Annotated in this window: 22 protein-coding genes and 2 tRNA genes; 6 read left to right on the plus strand and 18 right to left on the minus strand. The window is 64.8% G+C overall.

What is annotated here, in order from left to right; genetic code table 11:
- Positions 1-49 precede the first annotated feature (49 nt).
- The 4 genes from NLM15_RS41930 to NLM15_RS41945 form a co-directional block, all read right to left on the minus strand.
- Positions 50-985 carry a transporter substrate-binding domain-containing protein gene (locus NLM15_RS41930; RefSeq protein ID WP_254124714.1) on the minus strand — a complete coding sequence of 312 codons (936 nt, stop codon included), beginning with the start codon at positions 983-985 and terminating at the stop codon, positions 50-52.
- A 100-nt stretch (positions 986-1,085) separates the two neighbouring features.
- Positions 1,086-1,676 carry an SCO family protein gene (locus tag NLM15_RS41935; RefSeq protein WP_254123843.1) on the minus strand — a complete coding sequence of 197 codons (591 nt, stop codon included), beginning with the start codon at positions 1,674-1,676 and terminating at the stop codon, positions 1,086-1,088.
- A gap of 24 nt (positions 1,677-1,700) precedes the next feature.
- Positions 1,701-1,895: a hypothetical protein gene (locus tag NLM15_RS41940; protein WP_254123844.1), complete on the minus strand. Its 195-nt coding sequence runs from the start codon at positions 1,893-1,895 to the stop codon at positions 1,701-1,703.
- A gap of 121 nt (positions 1,896-2,016) precedes the next feature.
- On the minus strand, positions 2,017-2,538 hold the full coding sequence (locus NLM15_RS41945; protein WP_254123845.1) for a hypothetical protein: 522 nt from the start codon (positions 2,536-2,538) through the stop codon (positions 2,017-2,019).
- Positions 2,539-2,804: 266 nt separating this feature from the next.
- Here NLM15_RS41945 and NLM15_RS41950 point away from each other — a divergent pair, with 266 nt between their 5' ends.
- From NLM15_RS41950 to NLM15_RS41965, 4 genes are all read left to right on the plus strand, one after another.
- Positions 2,805-4,463, plus strand: coding sequence for an FAD-binding dehydrogenase (locus NLM15_RS41950; protein ID WP_254123846.1), 1,659 nt, complete (start codon positions 2,805-2,807; stop codon positions 4,461-4,463).
- A gap of 3 nt (positions 4,464-4,466) precedes the next feature.
- A complete protein-coding gene (locus tag NLM15_RS41955; RefSeq protein WP_254123847.1) occupies positions 4,467-5,384 on the plus strand; it encodes a PHB depolymerase family esterase in 918 nt (305 codons plus the stop codon).
- A 97-nt stretch (positions 5,385-5,481) separates the two neighbouring features.
- Complete coding sequence (locus tag NLM15_RS41960) at positions 5,482-5,832, plus strand: RidA family protein (protein WP_253572958.1); 351 nt, start codon at positions 5,482-5,484, stop codon at positions 5,830-5,832.
- Positions 5,833-5,989: 157 nt separating this feature from the next.
- Complete coding sequence (locus NLM15_RS41965; protein WP_254123848.1) at positions 5,990-6,349, plus strand: nuclear transport factor 2 family protein; 360 nt, start codon at positions 5,990-5,992, stop codon at positions 6,347-6,349.
- 191 nt (positions 6,350-6,540) lie between these two features.
- Here NLM15_RS41965 and NLM15_RS41970 read toward each other — a convergent pair whose 3' ends face one another.
- The 10 genes from NLM15_RS41970 to NLM15_RS42015 all read right to left on the minus strand — a co-directional run bounded on the left by NLM15_RS41970 (position 6,541) and on the right by NLM15_RS42015 (position 16,446).
- Positions 6,541-7,389, minus strand: a complete 849-nt coding sequence (locus NLM15_RS41970) for an amidohydrolase (protein WP_254123849.1) — start codon at positions 7,387-7,389, stop codon at positions 6,541-6,543.
- Between the two features lie 3 nt (positions 7,390-7,392).
- Positions 7,393-8,370, minus strand: a complete 978-nt coding sequence (locus NLM15_RS41975) for an aldo/keto reductase (protein ID WP_254123850.1) — start codon at positions 8,368-8,370, stop codon at positions 7,393-7,395.
- 103 nt (positions 8,371-8,473) lie between these two features.
- Positions 8,474-9,406, minus strand: a complete 933-nt coding sequence (locus tag NLM15_RS41980; protein WP_254123851.1) for a sugar-binding protein — start codon at positions 9,404-9,406, stop codon at positions 8,474-8,476.
- A gap of 94 nt (positions 9,407-9,500) precedes the next feature.
- Entirely contained in the window at positions 9,501-10,583 is a 1,083-nt protein-coding gene (locus NLM15_RS41985; protein WP_254123852.1) for an ABC transporter permease, read from the minus strand.
- Complete coding sequence (locus tag NLM15_RS41990) at positions 10,583-11,341, minus strand: ATP-binding cassette domain-containing protein (RefSeq protein ID WP_254123853.1); 759 nt, start codon at positions 11,339-11,341, stop codon at positions 10,583-10,585. The genes NLM15_RS41985 and NLM15_RS41990 overlap by 1 nt, the downstream gene beginning before the upstream one ends.
- A gap of 12 nt (positions 11,342-11,353) precedes the next feature.
- Entirely contained in the window at positions 11,354-12,676 is a 1,323-nt protein-coding gene (xylA, locus tag NLM15_RS41995; RefSeq protein ID WP_254123854.1) for a xylose isomerase, read from the minus strand.
- Positions 12,673-14,130: a xylulokinase gene (xylB, locus tag NLM15_RS42000; RefSeq protein WP_254123855.1), complete on the minus strand. Its 1,458-nt coding sequence runs from the start codon at positions 14,128-14,130 to the stop codon at positions 12,673-12,675. Before xylB ends, xylA begins: the two co-directional genes overlap by 4 nt.
- A gap of 85 nt (positions 14,131-14,215) precedes the next feature.
- Positions 14,216-15,259 carry a LacI family DNA-binding transcriptional regulator gene (locus NLM15_RS42005; RefSeq protein WP_254123856.1) on the minus strand — a complete coding sequence of 348 codons (1,044 nt, stop codon included), beginning with the start codon at positions 15,257-15,259 and terminating at the stop codon, positions 14,216-14,218.
- A 100-nt stretch (positions 15,260-15,359) separates the two neighbouring features.
- Positions 15,360-15,824, minus strand: a complete 465-nt coding sequence (locus NLM15_RS42010; RefSeq protein ID WP_254123857.1) for a GNAT family N-acetyltransferase — start codon at positions 15,822-15,824, stop codon at positions 15,360-15,362.
- Positions 15,825-15,864: 40 nt separating this feature from the next.
- Positions 15,865-16,446, minus strand: a complete 582-nt coding sequence (locus tag NLM15_RS42015) for a helix-turn-helix domain-containing protein (RefSeq protein WP_254123858.1) — start codon at positions 16,444-16,446, stop codon at positions 15,865-15,867.
- A 285-nt stretch (positions 16,447-16,731) separates the two neighbouring features.
- On the opposite strand from NLM15_RS42015, the gene NLM15_RS42020 reads away from it, so the two are divergent.
- Positions 16,732-17,442, plus strand: coding sequence for a pYEATS domain-containing protein (locus tag NLM15_RS42020; RefSeq protein ID WP_254123859.1), 711 nt, complete (start codon positions 16,732-16,734; stop codon positions 17,440-17,442).
- A gap of 68 nt (positions 17,443-17,510) precedes the next feature.
- Here NLM15_RS42020 and NLM15_RS42025 read toward each other — a convergent pair.
- From NLM15_RS42025 to NLM15_RS42040, 4 genes are all read right to left on the minus strand, one after another.
- Positions 17,511-17,584 (minus strand) — tRNA-Glu (locus tag NLM15_RS42025).
- Between the two features lie 71 nt (positions 17,585-17,655).
- Entirely contained in the window at positions 17,656-20,781 is a 3,126-nt protein-coding gene (locus tag NLM15_RS42030) for a VCBS domain-containing protein (RefSeq protein WP_254123860.1), read from the minus strand.
- A 53-nt stretch (positions 20,782-20,834) separates the two neighbouring features.
- Positions 20,835-21,296, minus strand: coding sequence for a hypothetical protein (locus NLM15_RS42035; RefSeq protein WP_254123861.1), 462 nt, complete (start codon positions 21,294-21,296; stop codon positions 20,835-20,837).
- A 181-nt stretch (positions 21,297-21,477) separates the two neighbouring features.
- A tRNA-Gly gene (locus NLM15_RS42040) sits at positions 21,478-21,551 on the minus strand.
- 171 nt (positions 21,552-21,722) lie between these two features.
- Here NLM15_RS42040 and NLM15_RS42045 point away from each other — a divergent pair.
- Entirely contained in the window at positions 21,723-22,301 is a 579-nt protein-coding gene (locus NLM15_RS42045; protein ID WP_254123862.1) for a methylated-DNA--[protein]-cysteine S-methyltransferase, read from the plus strand.
- Positions 22,302-22,303 lie beyond the last annotated feature (2 nt).

Genomic DNA, 22,303 nt, shown 5'->3' on the forward strand with positions numbered 1-22,303 from the left:
TCGAGATTCCGGGTTCGCGCTTCGCGCGCCCCGGAATGACGATCGTTGGCTAAAACGGGCTCACCGAGAAATACCGCAGCCATAGATCGGTGTAGCGGCCTTTTTCCCAGACGCGGAACAGGGCCCAGTTCAGGGCTTGGCGCAGCACGTCGTTGCCCTTGCGCACGGCGATGCCGATGCCCTCGCCGAAGAAGCGGCTCTCGACGAAGGGGCCGCCGGAGAAGGCGCAGCAATCGCCGGAATCCGTGCCGTTGATCCAGAACGCGAGCGAGATGGCGTCGCCGAAGATGAAATCGACCTCGCCCTTGCGAAGTGCGGCGCGGAGCGCATCGTCGTTGGGATAGCCGTGCAGCTCGGCGTCGGTGAACATGGCCTTGAGATAGGCTTCATGCGCGGAGCCGGCGATGACGCCGACCTTCTTGCCTTCGAGATATTCGGGCCGGATCTCCGGCATCACCGCATCCTTGCGCGAGGCGAAGCGCGCCGGCACGCGGTAATAGGGATCGGTGAAATCGACGCGGGCGCGGAGCTGCGGGCTCACCGCCATCGAGGCGATGATGGCATCGCCCCGGTTGGAGGAGAGCGCGTCGACCAGCGTCTCGAAGCGGCGCATCTGCACCGTGCAGGTGACCTTGATCTCCTCGCACAGGCTGCGTGCGAGATCGACGTTGAAGCCGGCCGGATTGCCGTCGGCGCCGGTGTAATTGAACGGCGGATAGTCGGTCTCGGTCAGGAAGCGGATCACGGTCAGGCGCGACAGGTCCGGCCGCTCCGGCCGCCGCCGCGGGTCCCAGAAGCCGGGCACGGCCTGCGGGGCCGCCTGCGGCGTGGCTTGTTGCGTTCCCTGGGGCGCCGCCGGCGGCTGCTTGGCGGGGGCCTGCGCTTCGGCGCCGGGCAGGCTCGCCAGCAGGCAGGCGCCGACGACCAGCCCGGTCAGGAGCCGACGGGCGGATTTGGACGATTTCGCCTGTTGCGATGGAGCCATCGGCCGGAAATGAATGAATTTCATTGCGATCGGAGGGCCTTATAGACCATCCCACCGGGAACGCGAGCGCCGATTGGCTCCAAGCCCGGCGATGACGAGCCTAGAGATACCGCTTCAGGTCCGCCGCAGCCTCTTCCAGGGTCCGCTTCAGGTTGAACGGCGAGACGAAGCGGCCGTCGCGGTCCATCAGGTAGATCAGCGCGGTGTGATCCATGGTGTAGTCGCCGTCCTTGGTCGGGACCTTCTTGGCATAGACCCGGTAGGAGGTGATCACCTTGGCGGTCTCGGCCGGATCGCCGCTGAGGCCTTCCAGATGCGGATCGAAGCTCGACAGATAGTCCTTCATCGTCGCGGGCGTGTCGCGCTCGGGGTCCACCGAAATGAAGACGGCATTGACCTTGTCGGCGTCCTTGCCCAGCGCGCGCAGCACTTCCGAGATCTCGAACAGCGAGGTCGGGCAGACGTCGGGGCAATGGGTGTAGCCGAAGAAGATCAGGGTCGGCTTGCCCTTCAGGTTCTTCTCGGTGACGGCCTTGCCATGCTGGTCGGTGAGCTGGAACGGGCCGCCGATCGCGGCCGGCTGCGCCACCTTGCTGACCCCGCCCATGGCCCAGAACACGATCAGGAGCCCGACAACGAGGCTTGCGGCGAAGGCGGTCGCGATCACCAGCGGACGGGCGGTGGAGCTCATGAGCGAAAAACTTCCTGTCGCAGGTCAGAAGCAGGCGGCAAAGCCGGTCCTGATCATTTCGAAGAACACCTGGCTGCCATAGTGGAACCAGAGCGCCAGCGCACCGAGGACGACGAGTCCGCCAATCCCAGCGCCAGCCAACAGCAGCACGGGCGGCGTCCGGCCGGCAGTGGGCGAATTGTCCGATACAGGATGTGCGGGGTGCAGCGGTTGAGCCATGACAATGACCGGGGCGAAAGCCCGGTTCCCTTGCCACTCAAATAGGCGCTGGCCCGGGCCCGGGCAAGCGCCGCGGGTGTTCCACGCAATATTTCCCGGGAATCAGATCACGCCGATGACGTCAGCGAAGCAGCTGACCCCGAGCGGACTCCAACTGTTCCGCTTGCGGGAGAACCCGGCGCAGGGGTCGGTTGGTCGAGGCCTGCGCGTCGAGGTAGCAGGGCTTGTACATCGCCTGGAGCTGCTTGCCCCTCAGGAACAGCATGTGCGGGGTGAGGCCGCCGCGCTGGCTGATCCAGCGCTTCACCTGCGAGGGATACATCGCATAGAGCATCTGGGTCGCTTCGGTATTGGTGATGGCGCGGCCGTTGGCCCCGAAATCCCAGGCGGCGTGGAAGCCGAGCGTCGCGTGCGAGGTCACACAGATGCGGTCGCGCGGAATGGCGCCGAGGACGATGGTGCAGGCCGAAGCACAGAGGCCGTCGATGATGACCGTATCGCCTGATTGGCGCAGGTCCTGGTATCTGTCGACGTAAGTCCCGATCCGGCCGCCGCGGTCATCCGCGATCCGAACCACCGCGTGAGAAGCCCCCATGCAAGCGATCAGCAGAACCGTCGCAAGCACCCCAGTCAGAAACCTCATTGTCCCCCGCCCCAGTCGATTTCGAATCTGCGTGTCAGGTTCGTGATGCGTGACTAGCGTCCGTCGTAACCGTGGTTTTGTCTAGGCGCGCCGGCTCGCTCAAAACAAATTCAAATCCAGTGTTGCGTCGGCGCTGCACCAGGTCCGCTTCGGTCCCAAACTGGAACAAGTTAACGGACTCTTACGCCTCACGCCCTTGATCTCAGTTACAACCGCTGGCTTCAATCCGGACAACTACAGGGGGGAACCGATGGAGGGGGAAACACATGGCTGAAAAGACGGATGTCATCGTCGTCGGTGCAGGACTATCCGGACTGGTTGCCGCAACCGAGATCGCGGACGCGGGCAAGCGCGTGATCGTGGTCGACCAGGAAGGCGAGCAGTCGCTCGGCGGCCAGGCGTTCTGGTCGTTCGGCGGATTGTTTCTGGTCGATTCGCCGGAGCAGCGCCGGCTCGGCATCAAGGACTCGTTCGACCTCGCCATGCAGGACTGGCTCGGCACCGCCGGCTTCGACCGCGACGAGGATTTCTGGCCGCGGCAATGGGCCGAGGCCTATGTGGCGTTTGCGGCCGGCGAGAAACGCGACTGGCTGCGCGCGATGGGGCATCGCATCTTCCCGGTGGTCGGCTGGGCCGAGCGCGGCGGCTACGACGCGATGGGCCACGGCAATTCGGTGCCGCGCTTCCACGTCACCTGGGGCACCGGCCCCGGCATCGTCGAGCCGTTCGAGCGCCGCGCGCGCGAGACCATGAAAAGCGGCCGGCTGACCTTCAAGTTCCGCCATCGCGTCGATGCGCTCTCCATCACCAACGGCACCGTGGATGGTGTCAGCGGCGCGATCCTCGCGCCTGACAATGTCGAGCGCGGCAAGAGCTCGTCACGCAATGTGGTCGGCGAGTTTGCGCTGAAGGCGCAGGCCGTGATCGTGGCGTCCGGCGGCATCGGCGGCAACCACGAGCTGGTGCGGCAGAACTGGCCGAAGCGGCTCGGCGAGCCGCCGAAATTCATGATCTCGGGCGTGCCCGAACATGTCGACGGCCGCATGATCGGTATCACCGAGAAATCAGGCGCACGGCTGATCAACCGCGACCGCATGTGGCACTATGTCGAAGGCATCCAGAACTGGAATCCGATCTGGCCGCGCCACGGCATCCGCATCCTGCCCGGCCCGTCCTCGATGTGGTTCGACGCAACAGGCACGCGGCTGCCGGCGCCGTTGTTTCCCGGCTCCGATACACTCGGACAGCTCCAATACATCATGTCCACGGGCTATGATTATTCCTGGTTCATCCTGACCCAGAGCATCATCAAGAAGGAATTTGCGCTGTCGGGATCGGAGCAGAACCCCGATCTCACAGGCAAGAGCTGGCGGATGACCTTGCGCCGCGCCACCAACAAGGGCGCGCCGGCGCCGGTGGAGGCGTTCAAAAGCCATGGTGTCGACTTCATCGTACGCGACAAGATCGAGGATCTCGTCGCGGCCATGAACAAGCTCGCCGGCAGCGACCTCCTCAAGCTCGAGCACATCAGGATGCAGATCGAGGCGCGCGACCGCGAGATCGCCAACCCCTACGTCAAGGACGCGCAGGTGATGAACATCCACAATGCGCGGCGCTATATCGGCGACAAGCTGATCCGCACCGCCTCGCCGCACCGGATCCTCGATCCCGCGCAGGGGCCGCTGATCGCGGTCAAGCTCAACATCCTCACCCGCAAGACGCTGGGCGGCTTCGAGACCGACCTCGACTCGCGCGTGTTCGGCGCGGAGGGCAGCGTCATTCCCGGCCTCTATGCGGTCGGCGAAGCCGCCGGCTTCGGCGGTGGCGGCGTGCACGGCTATCGCTCGCTGGAGGGCACCTTCCTCGGCGGCTGCCTGTTCTCGGGACGCAATGCCGGCCGTGCGGCGGCGAAGGCCGTGGGATAGCGCATGCGGCGGTGGATGCAGATCGGGGCGCTTCTCGCAGCATTGGTCGCAACCACCGTTGCATCCGCCGATACGATCGACGTCGACGGTGTAAAACGCTCCTACACGACGCAACTGCCGGCGAAGCGGCTGGTGCCGCTCGTGATCGTGCTGCATGGCAAGACCCAGCGCGGCGCCGACATGGTCGCGCGGACGGCGTGGCCGCAGGTCGCAAAGCGTGAGGGTTTTGCCGTGGTCTTTCCTGATGGCCTCAACCACGCCTGGGCCGATGCGCGAACCAAGGCGGGGCCTGCGCTGCGCGGCCCGCCGCCGGGCACCGACGACGTCGCCTTCATCGCAAAGCTCGTCGAGAAGCTGGTGGCGAACGGCACGGCCGACCCGAAGCGCGTCTATGTCGCCGGCATCTCCAATGGCGGCGCCATGGCGATGACGCTGGTTTGCGCGCGCGCCGATCTGTTCGCGGCGGGCGCGAGCGTGATCATGAATCTCACTGAGGAGGCCGCCGTCACGTGCCATCCGTCGCGGCCGCTGCCGATGCTGCTGATCAACGGCACGGCCGACCCGCTGGTGCCTTACGAGGGTGGACGCGGATCGAGCTATTTTGCCGCAGACGGGTTCTGGTCCACTGAGGAAACCCTGGCATTCTGGCGCAAGCTCAATGGCTGCGAGACCGATGACGCCGAGGTGACTGACCTGCCCGACAGGACGCCCGCAGACCAGTCCACGGTCACGCGGATCTCCTCGCGCTGTCCGAGAGGGCACGACGTCGTGCTCTATCGCGTCAAAGATGGCGGCCACCGCATGCCCGGATTTTCGCCGGATGCCCGCTTCCCGAAGGTCGCAACCAGCATGCTCGGGCCGCAGAATAACGACATCGACGGCGCCGAGACGATCTGGTCGTTTTTCAGTCAGTATCCGTGAACGGCACATGCATCGGCGGCAACGCATGCATTGCCGGGGTGGCACAGCGCAAGGCGCTGGGCTAGACAGGGCCGCCATTCCAGCAGGAGATCCCCCAATGAGCATTCAGCGTTTTGAAACCGGCCCGCGCATGAGCCAGGTCGTCGTGCACGGCAACACCGTCTATCTCGCCGGTGTCGTCGCCAACAAGGCCGCCGGCGAAAGCGTCACGAAGCAGACCCAGGACATCCTGGCGACCATCGACGGCCATCTCGCCAAGGCCGGCACCGACAAGTCGAAGCTGCTCTCGGCCACGATCTATATCACCGACATGAAGACCTTCGGCGAGATGAACGCGGTGTGGGACGCCTGGGTCTCGCCCGGCAACACCCCGGCCCGCGCCACCGTCGAAGCCAAGCTGGCGGCGGCCCAATACACCGTCGAGATCATGGTGACGGCGGCGAAGTAATTTTCGCGCTGAAATTATTGCGAGTATCTGAGGCGCGACGAGACCATCGTCGCGCCTCAGTCGTTTTCTGACCCATGACGTCCGAGGTAATCGATCGGCGCGCGTAAACCTTCGATAGTTGGAGCAGCCGAACACGGCGCCATCGAAGGAGAGCACCATGACCGACGCCATCACCATCGCCCGCCGCTACATCGATCTCTGGAACGAGCGCGCTGGCGGCCGCCGCCGCGAACTGCTCAGCGAAAACTGGACGGCGGATGCGAGCTATGTCGATCCCCTGATGAAGGGCGACGGCCGGGACGGAATCGACGCGCTGATCGCGGGCGTGCAGCAGCGCTTTCCCGACTTCAAATTCAAGCTGATCGGCGAGCCCAACGGCTACGGCGACCATGTTCGCTTCAGCTGGGGCCTAGGTCCTGACGGTGTCGACAGCCCGATCAAGGGCACCGATTTCGCCGTGCTGAAGGACGGCCGCATCAGGAGCATCACGGGATTTCTGGACCAGGTGCCCGCGTGAGGACTTGCGCATTGCTGCGCCCTCTCCCCTTGCGGGAGAGGGCATCTCCGCTCGCAGACACAGGCTCACTGGGGTGAGGGGTATCCCTCCGCGAGCGAATCTTGAGAGTTGAGTTCGCCGAAACATACCCCTCATCCGGCGCTCCGCGCCACCTTCTCCCACAAGGGGAGAAGGGGCAGCGAGTTCGCGGCTCACGCAATCGCCAGCCGATACGCAGCTTTCGCATTTACCCCGAACGCCTTGTCGCGCACATGCGCGCCAAGCCTCGCCAGGCACACCTCCAGCGCGCCCTTGACCTCGCCATAGCTCCCGGCAAGCAGACACACCGGCCAGTCCGAGCCGAAGATCAGGCGGTCCTCGCCAAAGCAATTCGCGGCATGATCGACGAACGGAAACAGCCGCTCCGCATCCCAGTCATTCCACACCGCTTCCGTGGCAAGCCCCGAAATCTTGCACCAGACATTGCCGCAAGTCCCGAGCGCCGCGATGCGGTCGGCCCATTCGGCGCTTCCGCCATCGGTGATCGGCGGCTTTGCTGCGTGGTCGAGCACGAAGCGCGCCTGCGGAAAGGCCTGCGCGGTTGCAATGGCGGCGGGCAATTCGCGGGTGCGGACGAGGAAATCGTAGGTGAGATCGCGGGCGAAAATTGCGGTAAGGCCACGCTGGACGTCCTCGCGCAGCAGCCAGTCGGGATCGGCCTCATCGTGCACCTGGTGACGGATGCCGACCAGCTTTTTGCCGCCGGGCGCGGCGCGCAGCCGGTCGAGCGTGTCGCCAAGCGCGCCGTCGGTCAGATCGACCCAGCCGACGACGCCAATCACCGAAGGCGTGGCATGCGCGATGCGCAGGAATTCCTCGGTCTCCTCGAGCGCGGAGCGGCACTGCACCACGATGCTCGCGTCGATGCCGTTTGCTTTCAACAGCGGCGCGAGATCGGCGGGTCCGAACGCGCGGCGGAGCGGCGTGAGCTCGGGCGCGTCCATCCAGGGATAGTCGGCGCGCGCCGGATCCCAGAAATGCTGATGGCCGTCGATGATCATGCCTCACACTCCGCCCGGCAGCGGCGCGCGGGCGTCGACGAGGTTTCGCGCGCGCAGCTCCTGCCAGAAGGCTTGCGGCACCGCCGTCTCCGACATCGCGATGTTGTCGGCGACCTCCGCGGCGTTGCGCGCGCCCATCACGGCGACCGTCACTGCCGGATGGGCCATGCAGAACTGGAGCGCAGCGGCTTTCAGCTCGGTGCCGTGCTTGCGGCAGAGCTCGTCGAGCTCGAGCGCACGCGCGATCAGCGCCGCGTCGGCGTCCTGATAGTTGAACTTCGCGCCAGGATGCGGATTGGCCAAAATGCCGCTGTTGTAGATACCGCCGAGCAGGATGCCGATGCTCTTCGCTGCGCAGACCGGAAACAGCGCATCCAGCGCGCCCTGGTCGAGCAGCGTGTACCGGCCGGCGAGCAGGAAGCAGTCGACCGGCAGGGCTTGCGCAAAACGGACCAGCATTTCCGACTGGTTCATGCCGGCGCCGATCGCCTTGACCGTACCGTCGCCACGCAGCCGCTGGAGCGCGCGGAAGGCGCCGGCCACGGCGTCATCATAGTGATCGTCGGGATCATGCACGAGCAGGACATCGATGCGGTCGAGCCCGAGGCGTGTCAGGCTCTCCTCCACCGAACGCATCACGCCGTCATAGGAGAAGTCGAACACCGGCCGCTCGCGCGACGTGCCCTTGTAGTGCTCGTCCTCGGCGGCGGCGCCATCAGGCGCGCGCAGCAGGCGTCCGACCTTGGTCGAGATGACGTAGGAATCGCGCGGCTGCTGCCGCAGGAAAGCGCCGATCCGTCGTTCGGCGAGGCCAAAGCCGTAGAGCGGCGCGGTGTCGTAGAAGCGGACCCCGAGCGCCCAGGCGCGCGCGATCGTCGCCTCCGCATCGGCATCGCTGACGGGGCTGAACAATCCGCCGAGCGGGGCGGAACCGAGACCGAGTGAGGTGACGTCGAGAGAGCCGAGCCGCGACCTGTTCATTCCCATTGCCTTCCAACAGTCTTCCAACCATCCAAATCATCTCTCCCGCTTGCGGAAATCGCAAGCGGGAGAGGCACGCAGGAGCGCGGGGCTGGCGGCGCTCCTACTTCAACATTTGTGCAACGTTGTCCTTGGTCACGAGATCGAGGCCGGTGTAGACGATCTCCGGCACCTTCTCGCCCTTCTTGATGGCGAGCAGCGTATCCATCGCCTTCTCGCCCATCTCGAACGGACGCTGGCCGACCAGCGCATTGGCATAGCCGTCGCGCAAGAGCTCGAGCTGCATCTTCAGCGTATCGGCAACGACCAGCGTGAACTTGCCGGCATCGATGTCCTTCTTGTTCCTGGAGGCGAAGGCCTTGAAACCTTCAGGGGCGAACATCGGCCAGCCGCCGATGGGAACGATGGCGGCGAGATCGGGCGTGGCGGTGCGCATATCCGTCATCTGCTGGACCGCCAGCGCCGGATCGTCGTTGCAGAAGGTCGGCGAGCCCGCGACCTCGGTCCATTTCGAGCCCTTCAGCGCCTCGCGGACGCCGTCGACGCGCTCGGCGAGGTTCTTGGCGCCCGGACCGCCCGAGACCATGGCGTATTTGCCGCCGTCGGGCCGCAGCTTCACCAGCTCCTTGCCGAGCGCGACGCCGAACTCCTTGTTGTTGGTGCCGATATAGGCGATCCGCTTCGACCCCGGCGCATCGGCATCGAAGGTGATGACGGGAATGCCCGCCGCGGTCGCCGCCTCGATCGACTTGGTCATGGCGGCAACGTCGGCGACCGAGATGGCGAGGCCGTCGACCTTCTGGGTGACGAAATCCTGGATGATCTGCGCCTGCGTCGCCGGCTCATGCTCGACCGGACCCTTGTAGATGCACTCGATATTGCCGAGCTCCTTGGCCCGCTTCAGGCAACCGTCGCGCGCGAAGTCGAAGAACGGATTGTTCATCGCCTTGGGCACGATCACGAATCGGTAGTTCGCGGCAAACGCCGGCGTCGCCATCATCGCGACGGCGATGCCGGCAAGAAGAAGTTTCCTCATTGTCTCCTCCACCCTTCTCTGGCGCCCGTCCGCTTAAGATCGTCCGGGAAGCGGACAGGCGGCATTTTCGTTGCCCTCCCGGAACGACGTCACGTCAGACCATCCGCGAGCGGATGCGATCGACCAGCACGGCCAGGATGATGATCACGCCCACCAGCGTCTGCTGCCAGTAGGAGCTGACCTGGGCGAGCACGAGACCGTTGCGGATCACTTCCAGCAGCACGCAGCCGACGATGGCCCCCAGCGGGCCGCCGATGCCGCCCGCGAGGTTGGCGCCGCCGATGACGGCCGCCGCGATCACGTTGAGCTCGTAGGACGTCGCCATGTTGGCGGGCGCCGAGCCGAGCCAGCCGGAGATGATGATGCCCTGGAGCCCTGCGGCGAGCGCGCAGATCACATAGACTTCGATCTTCACCCGCACCACCGGAATACCCGTCAGCTCCGCCGCCTTCTCGTTGCCGCCGAGGGCGAAGACGTGGCGACCGAACGAGCTGTGGTGCAGCACCACGGCCATCGCCAGCGCGAGGACCACGAGATAGATGAAGGGCACGGGCACGCCGAGCACATCGCCCGACGTGAGCGCATAAAAATAATCGGCGTCCGGCCCGCCCGGAAAACTGCCGCGCCCGTTTGAGACGACATAGCCGAGCCCGCGCACGATCGAGAGCATGCCGAGCGTCGTGACGAAGGGCGACAGGCCGAGAACGGCGATGCAGAAGCCGTTGACGAGCCCTGCGATGAGGGCGACGCCGAGTCCCGCGAGGATCGAGACCAGCAGGATCAGCCCCGGCACATTGGCCAGCACGGTCTTGCCGTCGGCCGCCATGTGCACGAACAGCGAGCCGGCAGGCGAGCCGGGCGCCGACAGCTCGGTCATCACCATCGAGGTGATCATGGCCGAGAAGCACATCATCGAGCCGACCGACAGATCGATGCCGCCGGTGATGATCACGAACGTGACGCCGAGCGTCGCGATGGCGATGAAGGAGAAGTTCTTCGCCACGTTCTGCATGTTGCCTTCGGTAAAGAAATAGGGGCTGGCGAAATGCATGATCACCAGCAGCACCGCCAGCGCGAGCAGCACATAGCCGGTCTGGGAGGCGAAGATGCCGCGCTGCCACCATCTGATCCGGCCGACATTGGTGAAGCTGATCGGAGATTCCATGGGCATGGCCATCACGCCGCCTCCTTCGCGCCGGTGATGAGAGCGGTGACTTCCTCGGGCGACGTCTGGTGGATCGGCTTGTCGGCCCGCTTCTCGCCGCGGCGCATGACGATGACGCGGTCGCACACCGCGAATACGTCGGGCATGCGGTGCGAGATCAGCATCACGGCGACGCCCTGCTCCTTCAGCCGGTGGATCAGGCCGAGCACCTGCTCGACCTGGCGGACCGAGATCGCCGCTGTCGGCTCGTCCATCATGACCAGCCGCGCGTTGGAGAGCCGCGTCCGCGCGATCGCGACCGCCTGACGCTGGCCGCCGGACATCTGCTTGACGAGATCGTCGGGGCGCGTCTCCGAGCGCAGCTCGCCGAACAGCTCCAGCGCACGCGCCGCCATCGCCTTGTGGTCGAGCAGCGCAAGCGGGCCGAACCTGCGCTTCAGCTCGCGGCCGAGGAAGACGTTGGCGGCGGCCGTCAGATTGTCGGCGAGCGCGAGGTCCTGGTAGACGACCTCGATGCCGACGGCGCGGGCATCCACCGGGCGATTGAAATGGACCGCGCTGCCGGCGAAGCGGATCTCGCCATGGCTGGGACGGAAATTGCCGGCGATGATCTTGACCAGCGTCGACTTGCCGGCGCCGTTGTCGCCCATCAGGCCGACGACCTCGCCGGGCTGGACCTGCAGGTCGACGCCGTGGAGCGCGCGGATTGCGCCGAACTCCTTGCCGATGCCGGTCAGCTCGAGGACCGGTGTCGCTTCAGCGTTTGTCATCAGCGGCCTTCCTCAGACGTAGCGGTTGACCAGGGATTCCAGATATTCCTGCCGCCCCGAGCGCGGCTGCGGGTCGAAGCCGGGGCTGAGCGCACGGTCGGCAAGTTCGGCGAGCGAGCGCTGGCCGCCGAGAATGGCCCGGCCTTCGGGCCCGGCCCATCCCTCGTAGCGCTTAGCGAGCTGTGCGGTGAGAACGCCGGCATCGAGCATGTCCGCAGCGGCGAGGAAGGCGCGCGCGCAGGCATCCATCGAGCCGACATGGGCATGGATCAGGTCGTCGGGATCGATCGACTGGCGGCGGATCTTGGCGTCGAAATTGAGCCCGCCGGAGGTGAAGCCGCCGCGGTTCAGGATCTCGTGGAACACCAGCGCCAGCTCCGGCACGTTCATCGCGAACTGGTCGGTGTCCCAGCCGAGCAAATCGTCGCCGCGATTGATGTCGAGCGAGCCGAACACACCGAGTGCCTCTGCGAGCGCGACCTCGTGATGGAAGGAGTGGCCGGCCAGGATGGCGTGGTTCTGCTCGATGTTGAGCTTGACGTCGTTGAGGAGATCGTAGCGTTCCAGGAAGCCGTAGCAGGTGGCCACGTCGAAATCATATTGATGCTTGGTCGGCTCCTTCGGCTTCGGCTCGATCAGGATCGGGCCCTTGAAGCCTATTCTGTGCTTGTGCTCGACGACGAGCGAGACGAAGCGGCCGAGTTGGTCGAGCTCGCGCTTGAGATCGGTGTTGAGCAGCGTCTCATAGCCTTCGCGCCCGCCCCAGAGCACGTAGTTCTGGCCGCCGAGCCGGTGCGTCACCTCCAGCGCGGCGCGAACCTGGCCGGCGGCATAGGCGAAGATCTCCGGGTCCGGATTGGTCGCCGCGCCCGCCATGTAACGGCGATGCGTGAACAGGTTCGCGGTGCCCCAGAGCAGGCGGACCTTGGCCGAGGCCATCTTCGCTTCGAACAGATCCGCAATCGCGTTGAGGTTGGCAATGGACTCCGCGAGCGAAGCTCCTTCCGGCGCCGCGTCGACATCGTGGAAGGTGAAGAAGGGCACGTCCAGCAGGCGGAACAGCTCGAAGGCGACATCGGCCTTGGCGCGCGCCTGCGCCATCGCATCGGCGCCTCGATGCCAGGGGCGCAGGAACGTCTCGCCGCCGAAGGGATCGCCGCCGGGCCAGCAGAAGGAATGCCAGTAGCAGACAGCAAAGCGCAAATGATCCTCAAGCCTGCGGCCATGGACGAGGCGGTCCTTGTCGTACCAGCGGAAGGCGAGCGTGTTGGCCGCATCCTTGCCGCCGAAGGCGACAGGGGCGCTTGCATCGAAGAATTTGGCTGATGCGTTCACTTAGGGCTCTCCTTCAACGCAGGATAAAGCTCGCGCCACCGCCCATAGGCCTCGTCATAGGCCGCAGTGACGGATGCACGGGGTACAAAGCTCGCGAGCCGGCGCGGGCGCTTGCAGACCTCCGCGGGATCTTCGCCGGTGGCGGCGAGCCGGCCGAGACGCGCGGCGCCGAGCGCCGCCCCGACCTCGCCTTCCTCGACGCGGTGGACGGGAATGCCGAGCACATCGGCGCAGATCTGCGCCCATAGCGGCGAGCGCGAGCCGCCGCCGACGAGATCGACCTCCGCAATTGGCCCGCTGGCCGCGCTCAGCGCCGCGAGGTTGTCGCGCGCGGCAAAGGCGACGCCCTCCAGCACGGCCTGTACGATCTGGCTGCGCCGGGTCGCACCGCGCAAGCCGACGAAGGCGCCGCTGGCGGCGGCATCGTTGTGCGGCGTGCGCTCGCCGTCGAGATAGGGCAGGAATTTGATGGAGCTCGGTCCGTCGACGCGCTCGCCGAGCGGCGCCAGGAGCGCGGCGGCCGGCGTCTCCATCACGCCGGCGAGCCAGGCCAGCGAAGCCGCGGCCGACAGCATCACGCCCATCTGATGCCAGAGGCCGGGCAGCGCATGGCAGAACGCATGCACGGCCGAAGCTGGCGCCGGTGCGAACCGATCGGTGACGCGGAACACCACGCCGGAGGTGCCGAGCGACAGGAAGGCATCGCCCGATGCGATCGCGCCGAGCCCGATGGCGCTCGCGGCATTATCGCCCGCGCCGCCGGCGATCACGACATCTTTCGCCATGCCCCAGCGCCGCGCGAATTCCGGCGCGAGCACTGCGCTGACCTCGCTGCCCTCGACGAGGCGGGGCATGTGGTGGAGATCGAGCCCGGTGGCATGCAGCAGCAGGGCCGACCAGCGGCGCAGACCGACATCGAGCCACAGCGTGCCCGCGGCATCGGACATATCCTCGACCATTTCGCCGGTGAGGCGATAACGCACATAGGCCTTCGGCAGCAGCACCTTTGCCACGCGCTCGAACAGTTGCGGCTCGTGCCGCGCGACCCAGAGCAGCTTTGGCGCGGTGAAGCCGGGCATTGCCAGATTGCCGGCGATCGTGTGCAGCGACGGGCAGCGCCGCTCGAGCGCGACGCATTCCGCGTGGGAGCGGCCGTCGTTCCACAGAATCGCGGGTCGCAGCGGCCGTCCGTCCTCGCCGAGAAGCGTTGCGCCATGCATCTGGCCGGACAGCCCGATGCCGCGCACCTGCGCGACCGCGCGCGGTTGATGGGCTGCGAGATCGTCGACGGCGCCAACCGCCGCATCGACCCAGGCGTCGGGATCCTGCTCGGACCACAGCGGCGCGGGATGCGACAGCGCGAGCTCGCGCGCGGCCGTCGCGACAATCGCGCCGGCTTCGCTCACGAGCACCGCCTTCACACCGGACGTGCCGATGTCGATTCCGAGATACACGCCGTCCTCCCTCCCTTTCGCCTGTCGCGATGTGCGAGCTTGGAGTCGCATTCACCGCAACGGCCGTTTCGAACTCCAGCTGCCGCTAGGGCAGATTGTCCCGCATCACGATGTCGATCCTGATCTTCTCCTGTTCGCGCAGGATCGGCTCGCCGCGCGCAAGCGCGAGCAGCACGCGCACGGCAGCGCGCGCTTCATGTCCGGGGTTCTGCGAGATCGCGGCATCCATCACGCCCTGCAACAGCAGCCGGCGCGTCAGTGCGGTGACGTCGTGTCCGACGAACACCATTTGCTTGCCGCGGCCGGCATCGCTCAACGCTTTGGCGACACCTTGCGTGCCGGCGCCGGCGTTATAAAGGCCGACAATGTCGGCATGCCTGCCGAGCAACCGCGCCAGAACCTGTTCCGAACGGCCGTCCTCGTCGCGCCCTTCCAGCACCGGCAGCACGCTGAGATCGGGGAATTCCGACGCCATCACCTGGTTGAAGCCAAAGATGCGTTCGGAATGGTCGCGCAGGCCCTGCGAGCCCGCGACGATCGCGACCTTGCCGGGTCGCTGGCCGACCAGCCGACCGACCAGGGCGCCGGCGGTACGCCCCGCCGCGATGTTGTCGATGCCGACATAATGGTGGCGCCGCGAGGACGGCACGTCCGAGACCAGCGTCACGACACTGGTCCCGGCATCGACGAGATCGTTGATCGCGGCGCGGACGCCGGGATGGTCCAGCGCCACCACGGCGACGCCGTCGTAATCGCCGGACAGCGCCTCCAGCGAGGCCGCGAGGGCGGACGGGTCGAACACATCCGTCGCGACCACCTCGACACCGAGGCGGCGGGCTGAGAGCCAGGCCGACATCTCGCCGAGATAGGCCTCGATCTGCTGCATGAAGGGGTTTGGCCCCGCCGGCATCACAAAGGCAAAGCGGCGGGCACGGCTGCGGGCGAGTTCGGCGGCGGCGACGTGCGGCTGGAAGGCATTACGCTCGATCGCCGCCTTGACGCGCCGGACCGTATCGGGCCGCACGCCCGGGCGGTTGTGCAGGACGCGGTCGACCGTCGCCAGGCTGACGCCCGCCTCGCGGGCGATGTCCTTCAGCGTCAAGGCAGTCGCGGTGAGAGTGTCGGCCATGGCTGAAGGCTATCAGAGGTGTTTTGAGGTACGCAACTCATTTTGATGGGTCGAAATGTTCGGAGCCGCAGTTGCACCGCGATCGGTGGCAGCCAGTGGCTCAGCCCCCGGTCAGGTCGAGCGTCAGGAACAGGCTGTTGGGATCCTCGACATAGCCCTCGAACGGGCCGCAGGCGACGAAACCGTGGGCGCGGTAGAGCGCATGCGCCGGTTTGAAATAATCCCAGGAGCCGGTCTCGAGGCTGAGCCGCGTCATGCCGCGCGCACGGGCTTCAGTGATGATGTGGCGCAGCATCCGGCCGCCGAAGCCGCGCCGGCGCGTGGTCTGGAGCGTGTGCATCGACTTCACCTCGCCGTGCTGCGGCGACAGCGTCTTCAGCGCGCCAGTGGCGACCAGCGCCTCGCCGTCCCAGCCGGTCCAGAACGCGATGTCGGACGCGCGCAGCCCGGAGAGATCGAGCGCATGGGCGCTGCCCGGCGCGGTCTGCGCCCGCGCAGCCGTAACGTGATGATCGAGCAGCGCGATGACGCGCGGATCAAAGGTGTCGCCGGTGCGGATCTGCATCGTTAGGTTCACTCCAGGATGTCATATCGCATCGGGACCATCAGACTTTCCCGTAAGAGGAGCCGCGGCGCGTGATGATGACGTAGCGTGCGTCCTGCCTGGTTTCGTTCTCGAAGATCACCGCGCGCATCACGTCGAAATCGAGACAGTCGCCCTCGCGCAGGCGCACCGCCTTGGCGTCGATATGGACGGCGATCGCGCCCTCCAGCATCAGAAGCTGCTGGGTGAAGGCGTTGCGGCCCCAGGGGCTGTACGGCACCCGCGCGCCGGCCGGCAAGTCGACGACGATGATCTCGATGCCGCTGGCCGCATCCGTTGGCGAGGCGTGCCGCCGGCGGTAACCGCTGTCGGGATCGCGCCAGTGCGGCTGGTCGGCCAGCCGCACCAGCCGTTCCGGCGGCTTTTCGGCCAGCGCGACCACATCGCTGAGCGACACATCGAGCGCGGCGCAGAGCTTTCCGAGCAGCGCAGCGGTCGCACTGCTCTGCGCCCGCTCCACCCGCCCGATCATGGCCCGGCTGACGCCGGACCGCGCCGCGAGTTCATTCAGCGTCATGCCGGCCTGAGTCCGAAGCGTCTTCAAGCGGCGACCGATGGCGCGGTCGAGTTTCTGCTGGTCCATGGCCTTCATCCAAGCGTTGCCCGGCAAGGACCGCCGCCGCCGGGCAACGGGAGCTTAGCCGAGGGAGCGGCGTGTGCCGGAAGCGACGGGCTAATATATTGGAATTTTGCCGGGCTGCCGCCGGGCTTCGCACTGCGGTGGGACCGCACCTAGCGCCTCCAAACAACTAAAGCGAGCATAGATCAACGTCAGTTGCGTTTGAGAGGCAGCAGGGTACAATTTATGTATTGCCAGCTGTATCGGGCCTTTTGACCTCGGGCCCGACGTTTATTGACGGGTATAGCCATGCCCAATTCCAATTCGGACGCAATCATCAGTGCCGGGCTCTGGGTCATCGCGATCGTCTGCCTTTTGCTTGGCATCCTCAATATGTTCGGCGCCATCAAGATCACCGCCGACGAGAGCACAAAATTTCTACTGGGGCTCGCGGTCGTAATCGGAGTCGTGCTGATTTTTCGGGACCGCTTGACAAAAGTCGTTCTCCCCGGGGGGATTACGGCGGAGCTCTCAGCGGTCAAAAAGAGTGTTCAAGATGTTGCCGTGGCAACGGAAGAACTGAAATCCAGACAAACGGAAATTGCGGCGCCGAAGATGGCAGTGCCGGCTCCGGCCGCAACAACGAAGCACGCGATTCCGGAAGCGCCGATTGAAGACCCGGCGGACAAGAACAAGGGCCGGTTTGGCAGAGAGGCAGCCAAGAATGGCTTACGTCTGTCGGCCACCGTCCAACCTTCCGACGTGAGGCCGGGATGGTTCAGGATTGATCTGGCGGTTACGGGCGTCGACAGAAAATTGGTCGATCCAGTCGCGTTTCATCTGCACGAAACGTTTGCCCCTTCGGTGCAGCCAATCAATCCGATCAACGATCAAGCTCGGCTTACGGTGCTGGCGTGGGGTGCATTTACGGTCGGGGCCGTTGCCGACGACGGCAAGACATTGCTGGAACTGGACCTCGCAGCAGACGCGACCTTCCCCAAGGCCTTTCGAGAAGCCTGACGAAGTTCGTCGGCGAGATTGCGTGGTTTGGCCTGCGGCCACCCACTGGGCTCAAACCGCAAACCATTTGGAGCGGGCGAAGGGAATCGAACCCTCGTATGCAGCTTGAGAAGCTGCCGTTCTACCATTGAACGACGCCCGCGGCTGCGCTGCTCACGCCCACTCCAGTCGCCCAGCGCCGGAGCGCGCCGCGAGTTCGTTCAACGTCATCCGCTAGACGAGAAAATCCGACGCCGCGCCATGGACCTGCGGGATCAGGGATCCCGGTGCGAGGTGAAGCGTCATCGCATGATGGTCCGCATCGGTCAGCGCCAGAATGTTGGTCTGAGTGTTGAAGGCCACGTTGACCTGGGTGTCGAAGCCATCCAGCACCAGCGTTGTACCCGACGAATAATTTGCGATGACACCCGATGTTTGTTTGGCATTGGGCCCGAAGACAAATGAATCCGTACCGGTCAGAACGACATTGCTGCTGAGATTACCCGTGACCGCCAACGTCCCGTTGTTAACGGAGACAGTTCCAGTTCCGCTCAAATTATCGACCTTGAGCACGCCGCTATCCAGGACGGTGCCGTTGTTGACGAAATTGCCTGAGACGTCGACCTGACTTCCTGCGCGTACATCGACGAGGCCGCCGCCATTTGTCAGGCCATTCCCGAAGTCGATCGTGCCGCCCTGATCGGCGGTGATCGTTGCAAATCCGTTGACGACGGCATCGTCGAAATTGAGTGCGGCGTGCGTGGCTTCGATCAGGCCGTTGTTGGTGACGGAATTACCGGTATTCACCTCAAGCGGTTGAGACCCGCTCGCTTCAAGCGTGCCGGCGAAGCCGATAATCAAAGTGAGGCTGTGGTCTCCGTTGCCGATCGTGCCGGCGCCGTCGATCGTGCCGCCTTCAAGGTCGAGCGTATGATGCGCACCGCCGTTCAGGATCAGGGAGCCCGGATCGAGCTTGATCTCGCCGTTGCCGATGACGGCGACGTCGCCGGTCAAGACGGTTTTGGTGGCATCGGAGAGCTCGATCTTGCCGTCGTTGTTCAGCAAGCCGCTGACATTCAGAACGCTTCCGGCATTGTCGTCGAACCCGGTGCCGGCCTTGAGTGTCACGTTGTTGAAGCTGTTGGTGCTGCCTGCAATGGATTCGATGAGTCCCCAGGATGTCGCGCTCAGCGAGATCCCGTCGAGATGCACATTGTCGAAAGTGATGGCACCGCCATTGGCGACGATCACGCCGAGGGAGCCGCCGAAGATGATATCGTTCGCGAAGGCGAGCGTCGCCTGGGTTTCGTTCAGCGAGCCGAGATCGCTGATCAGGCTGTTGCTGATGACACCGGTGCTGCCGGTCTCATGCAGGTTCCCGGTCACGCCGATACTGATCGTTGCCCCATCGATCGATGTGAAGCCGGTCGATCCGGTGACAATCAGAACACCGCCGGAGGCGGTGTCACTCACGTCAGTGACCCCGATCGCGACGTTCTTTGTGGCGATTTTCTCCCCGTCGCTGACCGCTACGGTGACGTCATAGACATTGTCGTGGCTTGCGTCTTTCGGCGCCTCGAAGTCGGGCGCGGACTTGAACGTCACATCGCCCGTCGCCGACACGTTGAACAGAGCCGCGTCGGTGCCGGACAGCGAATAGGTCAGCGTCGGGCTGTCCACGTCGGTCGCCGCGATGTGGTAGGCGACGCCGGTGCCGTTCTCCGCGAAGCTTGCCGTCGGGCCCGAGCCGATCACGGGCGCATCATCGATACCCGTCAGCGTCACGGTGATGGTCTGCGTCGCGGAACCGCCGTGGCCGTCGTTGAGGGTCAAGGTGAAGGTTTCGGTATGGGTCTGTCCGGCCGCGAGCGGCGCGATGTTGGCATGAGAGACATCATAGCTCCACGTCACCTTGCCATCGGCATCGTTGACGGTGGCCGTGAGTGTGCCGAGATTGCCGTTTTGCGGTGCCACCGAAACCGTGTGAGTGTCGGCCTTGTCGGCATCGGAAAAGAACACAGCGCCCGATGTCGAAACATGCGCAGCGCCATTGTCCGTCAGCTTCGCTTGGGTGACGGACGGCGCAGCAATATCTTTCACAAAGATGTCGGACGTGCCGTTGGTATCGCCCGGCACCAGATTACTGGCTGACGACTCGAATACCAGCTTGGTGCCATCAGCCGAGAAGGCGGGAAGCAGGCTGTAGCCATTTGCTGGCGCCCCGCTCGCGTTGGTCGAGACAACAGTGACGGCCCCGGTGATCAGGTCCTTGACATAAATCTCATAGCTATAGCCGCTGACACCCGGCACGAGATTGTTGGCCGCAGAATAAAATGCGATCTTGGTGCCATCAGGCGAGAACACGGGCTTCTGGGCCTCGCCGTTGTTCTGCGGATCTCCGCCGGCATTGGCCGATACCAGCGTGACCACGCCTGTGGTCAGATCTTTGATGACAATGTTGCCGACGTCGATATTGGAACTACCCGGCACAAGATTATCGGCAAAGGTATAGAACGCCACCTTGGTGCCATCAGGCGAGAACACCGGGTCGTAGCTGCCGCGATTCCCAGGCACGCCGCTGGCGCTGGCCGACACCGGTGTGGTGGTCCCGGTGACAAGATCCTTGATGTAGATGGCGTTGACGCCCACGCCGAACCCCGTGGCGACCCCGAACACGATTTTGGTGCCGTCGGGCGAGAACGAGGGGGCGTAGGTATAGCCATTCTGATCCCCACCATTGGTGCCGGCTCCCCCGTTGTACGGGCTGGGCCCCACAAGCGTTATCGCACCAGTGATCAGGTCCTTCACAAAGATGTCGCGCAGGTGATCGGTATCGCCCGGCACGAGATTGTCGGCATCGGAATAGAACGCAACCTTGGTGCCGTCAGGCGAGAATATCGGGTTGGTGCTCTGGAAGCCGTCCGCCTGTGCCCCGCTGGCACTGGTCGACACGAGCGTGATCGCACCGCTGGTCAGGTCCTTCACGAAGACGTCCCAAGCCTGGTTGGTATCGCCCGGCACCAGATTGTCGGCGCCCGATACGAACGCCAGCTTGGTCCCATCGCTCGAAAAAACCGGCTGGTAGCTCCAGCCATCCCCCTGAACCCCGCTGGCATTGGTCGACACGAGCGTGATCGCACCGGTCGTCAGGTCCTTCACGAAGATGTCGGGTGCGCCGTTGGTATCGCCGGGCACTAGATTGTCGGCATAGGATTCGAACACCACTTTCGTGCCGTCGGGCGACAACAAGGGCTGATGACTTTGGCCGTCCGCCTGGCTCCCGGTTGCGCCGGTCGACACGCGCGTGATTGAACCGTCGCTGCCGCTATCGGCGGTGAAAACTGGTGCTGAGTTCGTCATCAATGCCTCCGTTTGTCCGGCAACAGGCCGGACCCGAATGTTTTGTTCGGTGATCAGAAACAAAAACGCAGCGCCAATAAGTCGCTGCGGATCAGACTGGTGATCAAAGCAAGTTTAGTGCCCCTGAATGACGAACGCTTGATGTCGCGCGATGCATCATCGCTGCAAAGCTGCGCATGATGCTGCATCGATTCCGGCATGGCCCGAACAACAATGCGCATGCGCGAGCGATCAGCATCTTTTCCGACCAACACGCGCAGGTCATCGATCGAATCGTCGAAAGGCTTTCGATCCAATCGAAAGATGTCCGAGCCTTGCACAGCCATCAGCACCGAATGGCCGCCGGGGGCGGATGTGGTGAGATCGAGCGCCTCGTGATCATGAGCTTCAGCGCGCGCACGCAAGCTCCGATGCAGCAGCCGGGCAGGATCAGATAGGGCGTCGCTGTCGTTGGCTGCCTCGCGGCTCCATCGCCCAAAATCTGCAGCTTGAGCCAAGGCTGGGGCCATCGCCATTCAGCAGCTCGTCCACCCCGTCATGCTTCCGGATGCGCCAAGGCGAACGCGGCCGGGATCCGGAGAAGTGTCCGACAAATCGGACAACGGACTCATCGGTGCGAGATTGTTAGTTCACGATAATCGTTTGATTGCGCTCTCGAAATTCATTGCCTTGTCCCGGCAATCGGGCGCTTTTGATTGGAGCGGGCGAAGGGAATCGAACCCTCGTATGCAGCTTGGGAAGCTGCCGTTCTACCATTGAACTACGCCCGCGAATGCGCGTCTCGCGCCCGTCCTGATTAGCCGAGACGGCGCCGCCCGCCAAGCGCTTTGGCGCACCGAGCCGGACAGTTGTTAACGTCCCGGTAAGATTCCAGGTGCGCCGGATTGTGGCGGTGTTATGATCGCGTGTCTGGGGGGACGTGCACTGAGTGGGGCGTGTGCATGGTGGGGCGTGGCTATTCGATATTCGACACGGCCATAGGGCGCTGCGGCATCATCTGGAGCAGCACCGGCGTGGTCGCCGTGCAATTGCCGGAGGCGCGGGAGATCGACACCCGCCGCCGGATTTTCGCGCTCCACCCCGAAGCGCGCGAGCAGCGGCCATCCGAAAATGCCGAGCTGGCGATCGAGGGCATCGCAAGCTTGCTGCAAGGCGGCGATCCCGATTTTTCCGAGGTCAGCCTGGATGCCGGCGGCGTGCCCGGCTTCCACCGGCGCGTCTACGAAGCGGCCTGCGCCATTCCGCGCGGGGAGACGCGCACCTATCACGAGATCGCCAAGGCACTGGGCGCCTCCGGTGCGTCGCATTCGGTGGCGCAGGCGATCGCGAAAAATCCCTACATGCTGATCGTGCCCTGCCACCGGGTGCTGGAAGCCGGCAATTACGCCGACCGGCTCTCGCCCTATGGCGGGGTGATCTCCAAGCGGCGGCTGCTGGCGCTCGAAGGCGCCCATCCGGTCGCCAGCAAGACGCTGTTCGAGGTGCTGCTGCCCGTTGCCCCGCCACGGCCCGGCACCTAGAT

Source organism: Bradyrhizobium sp. CCGB20, from assembly GCF_024199855.1.
Classification (GTDB): domain Bacteria; phylum Pseudomonadota; class Alphaproteobacteria; order Rhizobiales; family Xanthobacteraceae; genus Bradyrhizobium.

Coding starts and splice junctions, on each gene's coding strand:
- NLM15_RS41960 (WP_253572958.1), top strand. CDS start 5,482: ATGAGCATTCAGCGTTTTGAAACCGGCCCGCGCATGAGCCAGGTCGTC.
- NLM15_RS41930 (WP_254124714.1), bottom strand. CDS start 985: ATGGCTCCATCGCAACAGGCGAAATCGTCCAAATCCGCCCGTCGGCTC.
- NLM15_RS42045 (WP_254123862.1), top strand. CDS start 21,723: ATGGTGGGGCGTGGCTATTCGATATTCGACACGGCCATAGGGCGCTGC.
- NLM15_RS42010 (WP_254123857.1), bottom strand. CDS start 15,824: ATGCAGATCCGCACCGGCGACACCTTTGATCCGCGCGTCATCGCGCTG.
- NLM15_RS41965 (WP_254123848.1), top strand. CDS start 5,990: ATGACCGACGCCATCACCATCGCCCGCCGCTACATCGATCTCTGGAAC.
- NLM15_RS41955 (WP_254123847.1), top strand. CDS start 4,467: ATGCGGCGGTGGATGCAGATCGGGGCGCTTCTCGCAGCATTGGTCGCA.
- NLM15_RS42015 (WP_254123858.1), bottom strand. CDS start 16,446: ATGGACCAGCAGAAACTCGACCGCGCCATCGGTCGCCGCTTGAAGACG.
- NLM15_RS41985 (WP_254123852.1), bottom strand. CDS start 10,583: ATGGCCATGCCCATGGAATCTCCGATCAGCTTCACCAATGTCGGCCGG.
- NLM15_RS41975 (WP_254123850.1), bottom strand. CDS start 8,370: ATGAACAGGTCGCGGCTCGGCTCTCTCGACGTCACCTCACTCGGTCTC.
- NLM15_RS41980 (WP_254123851.1), bottom strand. CDS start 9,406: ATGAGGAAACTTCTTCTTGCCGGCATCGCCGTCGCGATGATGGCGACG.
- NLM15_RS42035 (WP_254123861.1), bottom strand. CDS start 21,296: ATGGCGATGGCCCCAGCCTTGGCTCAAGCTGCAGATTTTGGGCGATGG.
- NLM15_RS41945 (WP_254123845.1), bottom strand. CDS start 2,538: ATGAGGTTTCTGACTGGGGTGCTTGCGACGGTTCTGCTGATCGCTTGC.
- NLM15_RS41950 (WP_254123846.1), top strand. CDS start 2,805: ATGGCTGAAAAGACGGATGTCATCGTCGTCGGTGCAGGACTATCCGGA.
- NLM15_RS41970 (WP_254123849.1), bottom strand. CDS start 7,389: ATGATCATCGACGGCCATCAGCATTTCTGGGATCCGGCGCGCGCCGAC.
- NLM15_RS41990 (WP_254123853.1), bottom strand. CDS start 11,341: ATGACAAACGCTGAAGCGACACCGGTCCTCGAGCTGACCGGCATCGGC.
- NLM15_RS41935 (WP_254123843.1), bottom strand. CDS start 1,676: ATGAGCTCCACCGCCCGTCCGCTGGTGATCGCGACCGCCTTCGCCGCA.
- NLM15_RS42020 (WP_254123859.1), top strand. CDS start 16,732: ATGCCCAATTCCAATTCGGACGCAATCATCAGTGCCGGGCTCTGGGTC.
- NLM15_RS42005 (WP_254123856.1), bottom strand. CDS start 15,259: ATGGCCGACACTCTCACCGCGACTGCCTTGACGCTGAAGGACATCGCC.
- NLM15_RS41940 (WP_254123844.1), bottom strand. CDS start 1,895: ATGGCTCAACCGCTGCACCCCGCACATCCTGTATCGGACAATTCGCCC.
- NLM15_RS42030 (WP_254123860.1), bottom strand. CDS start 20,781: ATGACGAACTCAGCACCAGTTTTCACCGCCGATAGCGGCAGCGACGGT.